This window comes from Achromobacter sp. CSND-B12 (assembly GCF_052906545.1).
Genome location: NZ_JBREGJ010000001.1, coordinates 4,426,365 through 4,440,950 on the forward strand (window position 1 = coordinate 4,426,365; position 14,586 = coordinate 4,440,950).

Annotated in this window: 12 protein-coding genes; 4 read left to right on the top strand and 8 right to left on the bottom strand. The window is 58.6% G+C overall.

The window, feature by feature from the left end:
• Position 1 precedes the first annotated feature (1 nt).
• Positions 2–409 carry a ketosteroid isomerase-related protein gene (locus ACUTAG_RS20925; RefSeq protein WP_017514126.1) on the bottom strand — a complete coding sequence of 136 codons (408 nt, stop codon included), beginning with the start codon at positions 407–409 and terminating at the stop codon, positions 2–4.
• Positions 410–563: 154 nt separating this feature from the next.
• Here ACUTAG_RS20925 and ACUTAG_RS20930 point away from each other — a divergent pair, with 154 nt between their 5' ends.
• Positions 564–1,469: a LysR family transcriptional regulator gene (locus ACUTAG_RS20930; RefSeq protein WP_446650304.1), complete on the top strand. Its 906-nt coding sequence runs from the start codon at positions 564–566 to the stop codon at positions 1,467–1,469.
• Positions 1,470–1,615: 146 nt separating this feature from the next.
• On the opposite strand, the gene uvrB is transcribed toward ACUTAG_RS20930, so the two are convergent.
• The 3 genes from uvrB to intI1 form a co-directional block, all read right to left on the bottom strand.
• On the bottom strand, positions 1,616–3,592 hold the full coding sequence (gene uvrB, locus ACUTAG_RS20935) for an excinuclease ABC subunit UvrB (protein ID WP_446650305.1): 1,977 nt from the start codon (positions 3,590–3,592) through the stop codon (positions 1,616–1,618).
• Positions 3,593–3,966: 374 nt separating this feature from the next.
• Positions 3,967–4,398, bottom strand: a complete 432-nt coding sequence (locus ACUTAG_RS20940; RefSeq protein ID WP_150101408.1) for a DUF488 domain-containing protein — start codon at positions 4,396–4,398, stop codon at positions 3,967–3,969.
• Between the two features lie 382 nt (positions 4,399–4,780).
• Entirely contained in the window at positions 4,781–5,794 is a 1,014-nt protein-coding gene (gene intI1, locus ACUTAG_RS20945; RefSeq protein WP_000845048.1) for a class 1 integron integrase IntI1, read from the bottom strand.
• Between the two features lie 161 nt (positions 5,795–5,955).
• Between intI1 and ACUTAG_RS20950 the strand changes: the two genes are divergently transcribed.
• Positions 5,956–6,507 carry a chlorite dismutase family protein gene (locus ACUTAG_RS20950; protein WP_446650306.1) on the top strand — a complete coding sequence of 184 codons (552 nt, stop codon included), beginning with the start codon at positions 5,956–5,958 and terminating at the stop codon, positions 6,505–6,507.
• A 168-nt stretch (positions 6,508–6,675) separates the two neighbouring features.
• On the opposite strand, the gene ACUTAG_RS20955 is transcribed toward ACUTAG_RS20950, so the two are convergent.
• The 4 genes from ACUTAG_RS20955 to ACUTAG_RS20970 form a co-directional block, all read right to left on the bottom strand.
• Positions 6,676–7,284, bottom strand: coding sequence for a recombinase family protein (locus ACUTAG_RS20955; protein ID WP_152960984.1), 609 nt, complete (start codon positions 7,282–7,284; stop codon positions 6,676–6,678).
• Positions 7,285–7,360: 76 nt separating this feature from the next.
• Positions 7,361–8,578: a TniQ family protein gene (locus ACUTAG_RS20960; protein WP_006122485.1), complete on the bottom strand. Its 1,218-nt coding sequence runs from the start codon at positions 8,576–8,578 to the stop codon at positions 7,361–7,363.
• Complete coding sequence (locus tag ACUTAG_RS20965; RefSeq protein ID WP_003155746.1) at positions 8,575–9,483, bottom strand: TniB family NTP-binding protein; 909 nt, start codon at positions 9,481–9,483, stop codon at positions 8,575–8,577. The genes ACUTAG_RS20960 and ACUTAG_RS20965 overlap by 4 nt, the downstream gene beginning before the upstream one ends.
• A gap of 2 nt (positions 9,484–9,485) precedes the next feature.
• On the bottom strand, positions 9,486–11,201 hold the full coding sequence (locus ACUTAG_RS20970) for a Mu transposase C-terminal domain-containing protein (RefSeq protein WP_000935451.1): 1,716 nt from the start codon (positions 11,199–11,201) through the stop codon (positions 9,486–9,488).
• 421 nt (positions 11,202–11,622) lie between these two features.
• Between ACUTAG_RS20970 and ACUTAG_RS20975 the strand changes: the two genes are divergently transcribed.
• Together ACUTAG_RS20975 and ACUTAG_RS20980 are read left to right on the top strand one after the other, a co-directional pair.
• Positions 11,623–12,564, top strand: a complete 942-nt coding sequence (locus tag ACUTAG_RS20975) for a LysR family transcriptional regulator (protein WP_446650307.1) — start codon at positions 11,623–11,625, stop codon at positions 12,562–12,564.
• 469 nt (positions 12,565–13,033) lie between these two features.
• A complete protein-coding gene (locus ACUTAG_RS20980; RefSeq protein ID WP_057380843.1) occupies positions 13,034–14,248 on the top strand; it encodes a glutathione-independent formaldehyde dehydrogenase in 1,215 nt (404 codons plus the stop codon).
• The last annotated feature ends 338 nt before the right edge of the window (positions 14,249–14,586 follow it).

Sequence of the window (14,586 nt, forward strand, 5' to 3'; positions counted from 1 at the left end):
TTCAGGCGTCCCCTCCGACCTGTGCGATCCAGTCGCCGAGGTTGTAGTAGTTGGTGACACGAGCGATCTTGCCATCGCGGATCTCGAAGAACGCGCCGCCCGGCAGCACATAGCGCTGGCCCTGAGCTTCCGGCAGCCCGTCGTCCGTCACCTTGTATTCGCCATGCACCACGTACTCCGCGCCTGCGCGCAGGCCGTCGGCGCTGACCATCACCACGATCCCGCGCAGTTGCTCGCCATAGCAGCGGTCCATGCGCTGCAGGAAGGCGCGGAAGGCTTCGCGACCGACCTCACGAGCGCCCTGGTTCAAGTCGTGCGCGACGTCATCGGTCAACATGGACAGCATGGCCTCGCGGTCGCCGCGGTTGAAGGCGTCGTAGTAGGCAGTGATGAGAGTCGCAGCGTTCATTCGCGTTCCTTGTTGTGTTGTTCGGAGCGGAGCATTCCGGGGTGTTGCCAGTCTGGGCAACCGCGCCTCCCTTGTATATGGAATTGTTGCGATTTTATAATTCCAGAATCTGGAACAATTAACGAGCAGCGAAACCGGCCATGAGGCGTGCGTCATGAACAAGGAAATGGAACTGCTGCGCATCTTCCGGGTGGCGGCCGAAAGCAGCAGCTTCCGCGATGCGGCCGTCCGGCTGGGAACTTCCCCGCAAGGCGTCACCCGCGCCGTCCAGCAACTGGAGCAACACTACGGCGAGGTGTTGTTTCATCGAAGCACGCGCCAGGTGCGCATCACCGCCTTCGGCGAAGGGCTGTTGGACCAGGTGCGCCCGGCATTGGAGCGGTTCGAGGATCTGTGGCGAACGCCTGGCTCCGACCAGCAGGCATCCCTGTCCGGTACGGTTCGCATCACCGCACCGCACAGCTTGGGCACCAGAGCGGTGCTGCCGGCACTGGAGCGCGTGGCCGCGCGTCATCCCGGCATCACGCTGGATGTGCGCCTGTCCGATCGCATCAGCAATACGGTTGACGAAGGGATTGACGTCGGGATCAGGGTCGGATTCATGCGCGATAGCCGCTTCGTCGCACGCAAGGCAGCCGACATGAGGCTCCCCATCGTTGCCGCCCCGCGCCTGATCAAGAAAGTGGGCGTACCTAAAAACATCGATGCGCTAAGCAGCCTGCCAGTTACCGTAGCCTTGGATATCAATACCGGCCGTCCCTGGCCTTGGCACTTCAAGGCGGGACGCCAGTGGACACCTACCGCACCCACTCTCGTCGCCGACAATGCCGACATGGAAATGGGAGCGGCGCTGGCCGGGATCGCGTTCGCGCAACTGGCGGACTACATGGCCGCCCCCTACATTGCCAGCGGGAAGCTCGTGCGAGTGCTGGAGAACGAAGAACCTCCGGCATGGGGCCTGTACGTCTATCGGCCTCAGCGTGGCCCCATTCCGGGAAGGGTTCGAGCGGTATTTGATGAAATGCTGGTCGCCGTTGGATCGTTGCCAGCTTTGCGCTGACACGTCGCAAGACGCTGTAGGGCACACGCCTTGGAATGCGGGGCACTGAGCCTCGGCGCCCCCACCGGTTGAATGATGAGCCGACCGTCTGCCCGCTTGCGCCAGATGCAGATCGGCCGGCCATGCAATCCAATGCTGGCGAACGATTAGATGTAAATGAATTGCCGGTACAACCCATCCAACTGACGACGAATGTCTTCGACGCGCTGCTCGTCACCGGTATCGGTAAATTCGAGTAGCTGATGTTCCTTGGCAGTGATCTGATCGCAAAGGTCGGACAAGTTCTCGCAGAAAGCCTCGGAATGAACGGTGGGTTCCTCCGTATTCGTCTCTTCTCCTGCTAGTTTTCGCACAGACGAGGCCGGAGAAATCCCATTTTCCTCGTTAAAGGCAATTTGAAGCTGCCTGCGCCTATTGGTCTCATCGATCGCCTGTTTCATCGCCGGCGTCACCGCGTCGGCGTACAAGATCGCCTTGCCGTTTTCATTCCGAGCGACTCGACCGATCATCTGAATGAGCGCATGGGCCGAACGCAAGAACCCTGCACGGTCTGCATCGAGAATGGCAACCAATGATGCCTCTGGAATATCCAGCCCTTCGCGCAAAAGACTAATCCCAATCAAAACATCGAACTCTCCAGCGCGAAGGCCATTGATGATCTCAACACGATCCTCCGCTTTTATGTCCGAATGCATGTAGCGCGCTCGAATCCCATGGTCCGTCAAGAAATCCGTTAGCTCTTCTGCACTGACCTTCGTCAGCGTGGTCACGAGCACGCGATTTTTCTTCTTCACGCACTTCGATATTTCAGCAAGCAGATCATCTATGTACCCATCCGATTTGCGCACCTCAACCTCGGGATCAAGCAGTCCCGTCGGCCTGATAACCTGTTCGACAACCCTGTCTTTCGACACCTTCAACTCGTAGTCACCCGGCGTCGCGGAAACGAAGATGGTCTGTGGCTTGACCTTCTCGAATTCACCAAAGTTCAACGGGCGATTGTTCTTAGACGAAGGCAAGCGGAACCCGTAATCTATCAACGTCTCCTTGCGCGCCTGATCCCCCCGGTACATTGCGGATATCTGTGGCACCATGACGTGGGATTCATCGACGAACAGAAGCCCATCTTTCGGCAGGTAATCCAGCAATGTGATCGGAGGCGAGGCCGGGTCCCGGTCGCTGAAGTAGCAGGAATAATTCTCCATCCCCGAACAATAGCCTACCTCGCGCATCATCTCCACGTCATGCGTGATCCGCTCGTACAGCCTGTTTGCCTCGACCAAGCGATTATTTCTGTTAAGCTCGGCAACCCGCTCTTCCATATCAGCGAGTATCTTCTTGGACGCGGAATCTATTTTATTCGTGGGCGGTGCAAAAAGCGTCTTTGGCGAAACCAAGTAATGGTCAATTGCCCCCAGCGTTTTACCTGTAACAGGGTCTAGCCATTGAACAGACGCAACAGAGTCATCCAGCAGTTCCACCCGAACTGCCCTATGCTCGGAATCAGCAGGAAAGATATCGATCACATCACCTTGCACCCGAAACGTTGCACGTTTGAGAGTGCGCTCAGTGCGATCATATTGCAGCAAAGCCAAGCGACGAATTAGCTCTCTCTGGTTTAGTTTGACCCCAGGGGACAGAGCGATCTGTAGCGCTCGGTACGCATCTGGATCACCCAGGCCGTAGATTGAAGACACCGAAGCGACGACGATCACGTCACGACGCTCAATCAAGGATTTGGTCGTGGACAGGCGCAGGCGCTCAAGGTGGTCATTGATGGCCGAGTCCTTTGGAATGAAACGATCGGTGCCCGGCATATAGATCTCGGGCTGAAAATAATCGTAGTAGGAAACGAAGTACTCGACCGCGTTCTCAGGAAAGAAGTGCTTCATTTCACCATAAAGCTGCGCGGTCAACGTCTTGTTAGGAGCCAAGATCAACGTAGGCCGCTTCAGACGATGAATCACATTGGCCATGGTGAAGGTCTTACCTGAGCCGGTGATACCTTTCAGCGTCTGGTGCGTCGCACCTTCTTCTATGTCCGACAGCAGGCGCGCTATCGCCTCTGGCTGGTCCCCCGCCGGCGTATAGTTGGAGTGCAGAATAAACATACCGGTTGACATTAGATATCTCCTAATTGAGCTACTTCAATTTGTCCTGATGTATCGGCTATTTCAGAAGACCTATAGCAGTACCAAACTGGGGTGTAAATGACGGCGATCCTGCCGCGCCCCACCTGGGCGTAGGCGTCGCCAACATGATAGCCCAACACACGGGGGGCTTCCCGGTACATATCCGCCAAGCACCACGACGCCAGCCAGCGGCCCGTCTGCCAATGCACCTGAAGCACTTGCCTTGTTGAGCACCGACATCGAGCCGTGGCAGGTGAGCTTGCCCTGTAGGCCAAATGTGTAGCGCTGGCTCCCGTCGATACGTGACCTTTGTCGCTCTCAGCCCTCAAGACGAGGTGCTGGAGGCGCGGAGCTACGTCGCCCCTCTAAAGATGCACGATCTCGACATTCGGCCATTTGCCTGCAAGGTACTCGGCCACTAGCCTCCGATGGCAGTGATGGGGCTTGTCTTCGCTACAAAGCAGGCAACTGTTATCAATCTTCTCTTTATCGATTGACTCGATCTTTCGGGACGACATTAAATCCAAAAATTTACTGGCGTAGATATCCCAATCCCCACCTTTTATTTTATATTCATCGAACATTTCTTTGGTTGGAGCAAGTGCTGGCAGATGCTCATATTCCATCCCACACAATGCCTCGGAGAAATACCGAAGATCCTCGCGTTTTGCGAAACCCGCCAATTGCGAAACATTATTCAGGCGTACATCGACAAGGCGCTCGGCACCAGAAGCACTCAACTTGGTGAAGAAGGATCGTGCGGAGGTCTTGGTGAATCCAATCGTGAATATTTTCATCTACCTTATTCCCCTTGTTCCTTTATCCATAAATGGCTGCTATTGAGACACCGTCAGGTACGCCCACCAATCGCAGCCAAGGAAACGCTGGGGCCATGGTGTACTGGCTACTCCACAGCGGGCCCAGCAGGCTCCATTCTCTTGCCGCTTCAACCACTCGCGACCACGACCCGAACAGCTTGTCGTTTTCAGAAGACGGCTGCACTGAACGTCAGAAGCCGACTGCACTATAGCAGCGGAGGGGTTGGATCCATCAGGCAACGACGGGCTGCTGCCGGCCATCAGCGGACGCAGGGAGGACTTTCCGCAACCGGCCGTTCGATGCGGCACCGATGGCCTTCGCGCAGGGGTAGTGAATCCGCCAGGATTGACTTGCGCTGCCCTACCTCTCACTAGTGAGGGGCGGCAGCGCATCAAGCGGTGAGCGCACTCCGGCACCGCCAACTTTCAGCACATGCGTGTAAATCATCGTCGTAGAGACGTCGGAATGGCCGAGCAGATCCTGCACGGTTCGAATGTCGTAACCGCTGCGGAGCAAGGCCGTCGCGAACGAGTGGCGGAGGGTGTGCGGTGTGGCGGGCTTCGTGATGCCTGCTTGTTCTACGGCACGTTTGAAGGCGCGCTGAAAGGTCTGGTCATACATGTGATGGCGACGCACGACACCGCTCCGTGGATCGGTCGAATGCGTGTGCTGCGCAAAAACCCAGAACCACGGCCAGGAATGCCCGGCGCGCGGATACTTCCGCTCAAGGGCGTCGGGAAGCGCAACGCCGCTGCGGCCCTCGGCCTGGTCCTTCAGCCACCATGCCCGTGCACGCGACAGCTGCTCGCGCAGGCTGGGTGCCAAGCTCTCGGGTAACATCAAGGCCCGATCCTTGGAGCCCTTGCCCTCCCGCACGATGATCGTGCCGTGATCGAAATCCAGATCCTTGACCCGCAGTTGCAAACCCTCACTGATCCGCATGCCCGTTCCATACAGAAGCTGGGCGAACAAACGATGCTCGCCTTCCAGAAAACCGAGGATGCGAACCACTTCATCCGGGGTCAGCACCACCGGCAAGCGCCGCGACGGCCGAGGTCTTCCGATCTCCTGAAGCCAGGGCAGATCCGTGCACAGCACCTTGCCGTAGAAGAACAGCAAGGCCGCCAATGCCTGACGATGCGTGGAGACCGAAACCTTGCGCTCGTTCGCCAGCCAGGACAGAAATGCCTCGACTTCGCTGCTGCCCAAGGTTGCCGGGTGACGCACACCGTGGAAACGGATGAAGGCACGAACCCAGTGGACATAAGCCTGTTCGGTTCGTAAGCTATAATGCAAGTAGCGTATGCGCTCACGCAACTGGTCCAGAACCTTGACCGAACGCAGCGGTGGTAACGGCGCAGTGGCGGTTTTCATGGCTTGTTATGACTGTTTTTTTGTACAGTCTATGCCTCGGGCATCCAAGCAGCAAGCGCGTTACGCCGTGGGTCGATGTTTGATGTTATGGAGCAGCAACGATGTTACGCAGCAGGGCAGTCGCCCTAAAACAAAGTTAGGCATTCACAACAACTCGTCTCATGAACAACCATTACTCATTCATCGGTGGCACCGAAGGCATCTGGCAGGTCACAAGCTGCGAAGCGGTCGTTGGCGCGTCTCTCGACACTGTGCAAAGACTGAATGTTGTGAATGCACCATCAAATACCCTGGCATTTCGTGGCACATGGGTGCTTCAAGGCTTCACAAGCAATGTGCGCTATGCCGAGCGCCACGAAATCAATCAACTTCGCGCAAAACAAGAAGGTTTGGGTCGTCCCGCTTCATCGTGTGCCGCGCTCATTCCAATCAAGAAAACACCGGAGTGGTGGGCCATGTCACAAGAGGAGCGGCGAGCCATTTTTGAGGCTCAGTCGCACCATACTGAAATTGGGCTGGCCTATCTGCCACAAATTGCAAGGCAGCTACACCATTCCCGTGACCTCGGCGAGCCATTTGATTTTTTAACTTGGTTCGAGTTCGCACCCGAACACACACCTGCCTTCAACAAATTGCTAGTTCAACTCCGCGCGTCAAAGGAGTGGGAATATGTTGAGCGTGAGGTTGACATTCGGCTGGTAAAAGATGCCTAACAGGGCACTCCAGCCGACCGTTTTACCTTCGCTTCGCTGCGGCAAAACGGCGGCTGAGTTTCGGCGTTGAACGACAGCTTTCCCAAAAGCTCTACGGCTGCTCTGGGTCGACACCGGTAATCGGATCGTTGCCGCACTGAACAGCGCCCCGTTCCAGGTCGCCTCCATTTATGCGGCTGAACCGAGGGAGAGCAGCTTTACGCCGTCTGGCCGCAGTTCGCCCTTGGGCGACACGTGCCGGTAGAGCGTCTGCCGGGTAATCCCGAGTTCTTCGCAGAGATCGCCCACCTTGGTTTCCGGTTGCCCCATGCTGGCCATCGCCAGGCGTAGCTTGGCGGCGGTCATCTTGAAGGGGCGCCCCCCTTTCCTGCCGCGAGCGCGCGCCGAGATAAGTCCAGCGACTGTTCGCTCGGAAATCAACTCACGCTCGAACTCGGCCAGCGCGGCAAAAATACCGAACACAAGCTTGCCGGCGGCAGTCGTCGTGTCGACCGCCGCACCGTGACCGGTCAGGACCTTCAGGCCCACGCTACGCGCAGTTAGGTCGTGCACGGTGTTGATCAGGTGGCGCAGATCACGGCCAAGCCGATCGAGCTTCCACACGATCAGCGTGTCCCCTTCACGAAGCGCCTTCAGGCAAGCAGCCAACCCTGGGCGATCATCGCGCCTGCCCGAGGCCAGATCCTCGTAAAGGTGCGCAAGGCTCACACCAGCGGCGATGAGCGCATCGCGTTGCAAATTGGTGGACTGGGATCCGTCCGCCTTCGATACCCGCATGTAGCCGATCAGCACCTTTTCACCCGTCACGTATACGTTCGATTATGTGACAGTGTGAGCCGGAAAGCTCTATCCGTCAAAATTTGTCACTTAACCCGTCATTTTGTTTAAGACATGCAAAGGGTGCATCAGGCAGGTAATGTGACAGAAATTCCGGCGGGATGCCTTCCTTCACGAAGGTGGCGCGCAACCGTTCCAAGGAAGCGGGATCGCGCCGACCATAGGAAGCCAACGCGAACAGCGAGCGTGCCGTCTCGGGGTTGTGTCGCGCTTCAATGATGGCCTCGTCGATGGCCTGGACTGCACGCTGCCAGTGATTGATGGGCTCGGGCTTCGGCGCTTTCGTCGGCAGGCCACTGGTGAACCCGGTTTGGGGCTCGGACCAGAATAGCTTTGCCTGCTCGCCTGGCGGGCTGATGTCCCTCACCTCAATCAAGCTGATTGCCGTTGCCGCCGCCTCCAGCATCTGTAACCGTACTATCGGATTCAGGGTTTCATACGGTCGCCACAGACTTTGCCCAGCACGCAGCGGATGCCCGCAGCCTTCCCAGACTTGGCGGGGATACCCCGCGCAGGTTCCGCACGCGGAAAGCGGGGTGTTCAGCTCATCGAGCAGCGTGCGAAGAAGTCGAAACCACAATCCGGCGTGGATGCGTCGGCGCGGCAGCTCCACGTGACCGGTTGTCAGTGCCTGCCAGGTACGCTGGTCCATCGCCGCAATCGCGTCGCTGGCGGTGCGCGGTTCGGCGTCGGCGTTCTCCCAGCCGAGAAACCGCCCTGGCACGCCCCAATAGGATTCCAGCCAGCAGCCATGCAGCGGGCAGCTCAGCATCAGGGGCAGCTTCCACGCGAGCAGTACGGCTTGGTTCTCCGGATCGCTCAGGCAGAGCGGACAGGCGCGGTTTATCGGCTGGCTGGGCAGCCAGGCACGCCAGCTCGTGATGGATCGCGTCTTACGGCGGAGTCTTGGCAGCAACACCGAGAGCTGAAACGCATAGGTTTCCAAGGCGTCTGGAATCTGGTCATCAAGGCTGTCCAGTAGCCAAGGCACCCATCCGGCGAAACTCATACAGCGCAGCCGGTCCAGCTCGATGCCGCTCCGCTGGGAAAGCAACGCCAGCAGCGAGAGTGGTGGCGCGGTGTCCAGGTCATCGACCTGGCCGTGACCAAGATCGTGCTCCAGCAGGTCGGGCTCCTCCATGTGATAGCAAAGGGCCACGCGGTTGAGCCATGAGGACAGCGCCTCGCCTTCTTTCGGGGCGGGATGCAGCGGCCAGCGCGGCGCAGGCTTCACATCAGTTCCCGCTCGAATTGCCGCCGCCGCTCGCTGGGTCCGGTGTAAACGGCCATGCTGAGTGTGCGATGGTTGATCGCTTCCTCGCCGCTCTCCACGGCGACGATGGCCGCCGCCATCAGCAAGTGCGCCAGTTCCCCTATGGTGCCCTCGCTGCGTGTGAGCAGGTAGCGAGCCATGTCCAGCGTGGCAATTGGGGAAGGCCGGCGCAGCGGGAGCGAAGCGGCGAAGCTGGCCAGCAGTGAGCAGCAATCGTCGTTGGCCTCCCATACCGGCAGCATCATCGGCTCGAAGCGATTTTCCAACTGGTCATCGGAGCGGATGGCTAGGTAGGCGTCGCGCGTGCCTACCCCAACCAACGGGATGCGCAGTTCGTTGCCGAGGAAGCGCAGCAGGTTGAGGAATTCCCGGCGGTTGACGCTGTTGCCGGCCAGCACGTTGTGCAGCTCGTCGATCACCAGCATGCGCACGCCGACCTTGCGCAGCAGTGCCAGAGCCAGTTGCTCCATTTCCGGCAACCGTGGGCGTGGGCGCAGCGGCGCGCCCATCGCGGCGAGCAGCGCGACGTAGAAGCGGATCACGGACGGCTCGGACGGCATCTGCACGACCAACACCGGGATGTGCTCCTGGTCGGCGTCGGAGCTGGCCGGGTGGGTGCGGCGGAACTTCTCGACGATCATCGACTTGCCATTGTTGGTCGGGCCAACCAGCAGCAGGTTGGGCATGCGTTGCTTGTTTGGCCACGCATAAAGGGCTTCCAGCCGGTTCAGCGCCTCGACTGCGCGCGGATAGCCGATCCAGCGGTCGGCGCGAAGGCGCTGGATGCGCTCGTCCGCCGGAAGACGGGCCAAGCCCTGGGCCGCCGGCAGCAGGTGGGACAGGTCGATGATGGGATATTCGTCCACGGCTACCACTCCTCAATCTGGTCGAACGGTTTGGCGGGTGGCAAGTTGTCTGCCTGCGGGTCGGCAATATCCGTATCCGGCGGAACGGGCTTGTCCGGCCGAGCTGATGTCTTGAGGTGCTGGCGGCGATCCGCGTCACGCCGCGCCTTGCGTGTGGCCTTCTGCGCGCTGGTCACAATCTCACGCATCTGGCCGATCATGCGGAACAGCGCCGACTCATCCACCTGTTCGCGCCCTTGCTGCCGCAGTTTCGCCAGCGCCTGCCGTTGTTCCCAGAGGGTGACAGCCGGATGCGACAAGGTACGGTAGGGAATTTCCAGGTAATGCTGTCCCTCCGGTTCCAGGACCCAGATACGGCTGATGTCGCGCGGATCGCGCCGGATCAGAAAGGACGGCCAGCGTTCACGCCGCGCAATCCACGGCTTGAGCGCATCGGCGTAGTAGTGGATGTGGTCGATGACAAAGCCGGTGCGGGTCAGCGTGCGCCGGAGGATCGGCAGAAAATCGACCAGGAACGAAGTAGCGCGTGTGACGACGGCCGGTACGCCGACACGCGCCACGGCCTCGGCCCAGCGCGCGGCCGGCGGTTGGAGCAGGCCGTTGTGCACCGAACCGTGGTAGGTGCCGACCGCCAATGTGAGCCAGCGCTCTAGCTCGCGCAGCGTCAGGGCGGCCTTGTTTTCGGAATCGTAGTCGCCGCGCTGGTCAGGGTTGGAGAAGGTCGTTCCCGGCAGTTCGTCGTGAATCATCTGCATCGCCGTGCCGATGATCCGTTCCACGATGCCGCCATAGTGCGGCTGTCCCAGCGGGCGATAGTCCAGCCGGATGCCATGCTGCTCGCAACCCCGGCGCAGGGCCTCGCTCTTGAACTCGGCCGCGTTGTCTAGGTAGAGCAGCAAGGGCTTGCCGCTCATCTGCCAATCCATTTCCACGTTCAGTCCTTCCAGCCAAGGGCGCTTGTCGCAGGCGACATGCACGAGGCACAGGCCAACCGAAACGGCAGACGGCGCTTCCAGCGTGACGACCATGCCGAGCACGCAGCGGGTGAACACGTCGATGGCGAGGGTCAGGTACGGGCGGCCAATAGGTTGCCGGTCGCGGTCATCGACCACGATCAGGTCGATGACCGTATGGTCTATCTGCACCTGCTCCAGCGGCGCGGTCACGGCAGGAGGCTCGCCGCCCACACCTTGTAGGTCACGAGCGGCATCCTGGCCTTCCCGCCGGCGGATGACCTTGCGCGGGTCAAGGCTAGCGATCCGTAAGGCCACGGTATTGCGCGCCGGCACTCGCAGTTTTTGAGCCTTGCACACCTGAGTGACTTCGCGGTGAAAGGCCGCTAGGCTGCGCTTCTGCTTGGTCAGGAACCGCTTTTGCAGTAGCTCGTGGATGACGCGCTCGACCGGTTCCGGCAAGCGCCCCTTACCTTTACCTCCACCGGACTGGCCGGGCACCAGATCCGTCACGAGGCCGCTGCCTTGCCGGGCACGCCGGATCAGAACGTATACCTGGCGCCGAGACAAGCCCAGCGCCTGAGCCGCCATATCGGCCGCTTCGTGCCCGACCGTCTCCGACTGCGCCAACGGACTGATGATCTCCGCACGACGGCGCGCACGCTCCCAAGCCTCATCAGGCAGAGTGGCCACGCCTTGTTCTGGAATCCGTGGGGTGTCCGTCGCCATGCTCACCTCGCTTTGGTGCACACGAGTATTGAGCATAGTCGAGATTGGTGCAGATCACTTCTGATATTGAACTGTCAGGAGCTGGCTGCACAACAGCCATTACGCCCAATCAACTGGTGCAGTCGTCTTCTGAAAATGACACAGCTCAAGAGCTTAGCATCGCCTTTTGCGGTTGCGGGCCTCACTACTCCCGTTCGTTCCTTCCAGAACGCGCCAACTGCTAAGCTACAGTGAGGATGATCGCCCAACAGCGCGAACCACCTTTATTCGCGCTGTTGGCCGTCCCGTGCGTGGTGGTGTTGACCGTCAATGACGAATCGGGCCTATTGCATGGGCACTGCGCGCAACAGCTTCTCATGCGTGCCAGCCACGTGACCAGGATCGGACGCGGGTCGAAGCGTGCAGCGGATTTTTCGCAAAAGTATAAAATGTCATTAACTTTATCAGAAGAAAATTTATGATCGTAAGGAACTTTGAATACTTGCTTGCTTTGCACCGCGAAGGCCATTTTGGCAACGCAGCCAAAAGCTGCAATGTTTCTCAGCCGACACTCTCCGCGGGCATCAAGCAACTGGAGGAAGACATGGGTGTCGAGATCGTGCGTCATGGCCGGCGCTATGACGGGCTTACTTCTGAAGGGATGCGCGTACTGTCCTGGGCCCAGCAGATGTATGACGACTGCAAAGGGCTGGAGCGAGAACTCTCCGCACTACGGCGAGGTATAGAGGGGCAATTCCGGCTAGGGATACTCCCAGGAACTGCCGGTGTAGCGCCCACATTAAGCATTGCCCTTGCTGAAAAAACACCTTTACTTCAACAATCAGTTCTAGTCTCCGGCGCTTCCTCCCTGCTGCAGGCGATTCGAGAAAACAATTTGGATATGGCACTCATGCATTTGGAGGGTATCCCAGGGGAAGACTTCGATACTCACCTTCTGTACCGTGAACGCATTTTCCTCTTTCACGCCACTAGAACACAGCAACCCCGAAGCACAACATGGGAGCATGTTCTTAATAAACAACTCTGCCTGCTGAACTCGGCAGTACCTGAGCCCATTCAAGATAGGCTGACGCAGTGCACCGCGCAGATTATTCGCACTGATTCAATTGACGTGCTATCAGCACACGTAGCGACAGGAAAATATTCGGCAGTTCTTCCGCAATCTCTGGCCGGCCGACTCGCACACATTCCAAATCTCCACGCAATTGCGATCAATGGACCAATGTCACACTCAAATGTCGGATTCGTTGCTGGGAAAAATGCATTCGAGGCACCGTCATCGCGCGCATTGCTCGAAATGGTGCACACCCCCGAACTGGCCGCCACTCTTCAATCCGTTATATCCATCCATCGTCGGTTCCAGCCCAAAGCAGACTCACCCCAAAGCCCCCTGAAATAGCGAGTCTTGAAGAGCAACCCTGTATTGCTTCAACCAGGCGAAGATTGCAGACATGCCGTGTGCGCCGCTAACAGGCGCCACGTGCTGAGCAACCCATCGAAGGCCACCAGGGGGGCCAGGGGCAACACGGGGAACAGGAGGACCTGCGGTATGCGGCCTCCACATGTCTCGCTGAGTCGAGCTGACTGTTCCTGGATCGGACTACGAGGCGCGATGTACTGATGATCGTTGTCCCCTCCCAGCGAGGAGACGAACACGGCTCGACGAGCCAGCGTAGATAGATCGTGCCTATCTGCACATAGATTATTCCAGTTTGACCACTTCTGAGCTTGATCCGATGCTGTCAAGACCGCAGAAGGAGACGCGGCCAACGGCTAGGCAGTACCACCATCGTTCTTCTTGACAGCGGTAAGTCTCGTTTCCCACTTCGATTTAGAAGATGGAAACATTAACGCACAGAGGTGACGAAATGACTCCGACCGGCAACCGAATCGTGACTTTCGAGAAGCCCTTGGAAATGAAGGTCAACACCTTCAAATTTCCAGAGCTGATAACCCCTCAAGGGAAAAGCGCACCCCACGGCGCCATCCTCAAAATAGTTACCACGAATATCTGTGGCAGCGACCTTCATATTTATCGCGGTTCGTTTGCTGTTCCCAAGGGAATGACCATGGGCCATGAAATGACCGGCGAAGTGATCGAAGTGGGATCAGACGTCGAAGTCGTGAAGAAGGGCGACATCGTTTCCGTTCCCTTCAATGTGGGTTGTGGGCGTTGCTACAACTGTAAGCATATGCGGTCTGATGTATGCGAGAACACCAACCCGGAAATCGACTGCGGAGCCTACGGGTTCAACCTCGGCGGCTGGACGGGGGGCCAAGGTGATTATCTCTTCGTACCTTATGCGGATTTCAATCTCCTGCGCTTCCCTGACAAGGATGCCGCTATGGAAAAAATCCGCGACCTGACCCTTCTCTCTGACGTACTACCCACAGCTTTCCATGGGTTCGCTGGTCCTGACTGGCCAGCCGCACCGGCCTACGTCGTCGGCGAAAACATCCTGATCTTCGGTGCCGGGCCTGTCGGCAGAGCGGGTGCCGCCTGCGCCAGACTTCTGGGTGCAGGCGCCATTATCGTTGCCGATTACATTCAAGAGCGGCTGGACCTTCTCAAGCCGCACGGAGTGGAAACCATCAACCTTTCCGACGGCGTGCCGATCGAGGACCATCTCGAACGAATTACCGGGCACAGGCAGGTGGACCGCGTCATCGACTATGTTGGTGTGGACTGCCGCGGGTTTGGTGCGGAAGCTGACAAGATCGTGGAGAGCGCTGTTACCAACGCAATGCTCAAATATGTCCGCTTCGGCGGAATGACCAGCACGGTCGGCGTGTACTGCGCAAACCCGATCTCGAAAGACCCGAAAGCCAAGAAAGGCCATATGGACCTGGAATGGTCCAACGCCTGGATCAAGTCGCCGCGAATGTCGGCTGGTCAATCTCCGACGGCCAATTACAACCATGCGTTAATGCGGGCGATACTGAACGATCGCATGCCTTACCTTTCGCCGATGATGAACACCAAGTTCATCAAGCTCGAAGACGCGCCCGCCGCGTACAAAGAGTTCGACGCGGGTTCTGCATACAAGTACGTCATCGACCCGCATGGTTCAGTGCGGCATTAAGCATCCGGCGCGGGCTAAGCATCAGGATGCCTCACACTTTCTGGTGAGAGGCATCCTGGTCCCGCCAGCCTCCGGCCAGCAACTAGAGCCGGCGAATATTTTCGCCGGCATTTGCCGTCTGCCCCAGGGTGCTTGCCTTGGCTCGGGTCAGGAGCAGAGCCGCAGCAATCCGCAGGTGATGATCAACCGCAAGCGTGTTCGAGCGCTTGGTTCGCAATCGGCCAAGGGTCAGACGGGGACGATGCACGGCATCCATTGACGTGTGTGGCTGGAGATAGCCTTCGTCTGATCCTTACCGCCCCACGGACTTGATCAGGCTCGCCTGGTGTTGTGCCGGC

Coding starts and splice junctions, on each gene's coding strand:
- ACUTAG_RS20925 (WP_017514126.1), bottom strand. CDS start 409: ATGAACGCTGCGACTCTCATCACTGCCTACTACGACGCCTTCAACCGC.
- ACUTAG_RS20930 (WP_446650304.1), top strand. CDS start 564: ATGAACAAGGAAATGGAACTGCTGCGCATCTTCCGGGTGGCGGCCGAA.
- uvrB (WP_446650305.1), bottom strand. CDS start 3,592: ATGTCAACCGGTATGTTTATTCTGCACTCCAACTATACGCCGGCGGGG.
- ACUTAG_RS20940 (WP_150101408.1), bottom strand. CDS start 4,398: ATGAAAATATTCACGATTGGATTCACCAAGACCTCCGCACGATCCTTC.
- intI1 (WP_000845048.1), bottom strand. CDS start 5,794: ATGAAAACCGCCACTGCGCCGTTACCACCGCTGCGTTCGGTCAAGGTT.
- ACUTAG_RS20950 (WP_446650306.1), top strand. CDS start 5,956: ATGAACAACCATTACTCATTCATCGGTGGCACCGAAGGCATCTGGCAG.
- ACUTAG_RS20955 (WP_152960984.1), bottom strand. CDS start 7,284: ATGCGGGTATCGAAGGCGGACGGATCCCAGTCCACCAATTTGCAACGC.
- ACUTAG_RS20970 (WP_000935451.1), bottom strand. CDS start 11,201: ATGCTCAATACTCGTGTGCACCAAAGCGAGGTGAGCATGGCGACGGAC.
- ACUTAG_RS20975 (WP_446650307.1), top strand. CDS start 11,623: ATGATCGTAAGGAACTTTGAATACTTGCTTGCTTTGCACCGCGAAGGC.
- ACUTAG_RS20980 (WP_057380843.1), top strand. CDS start 13,034: ATGACTCCGACCGGCAACCGAATCGTGACTTTCGAGAAGCCCTTGGAA.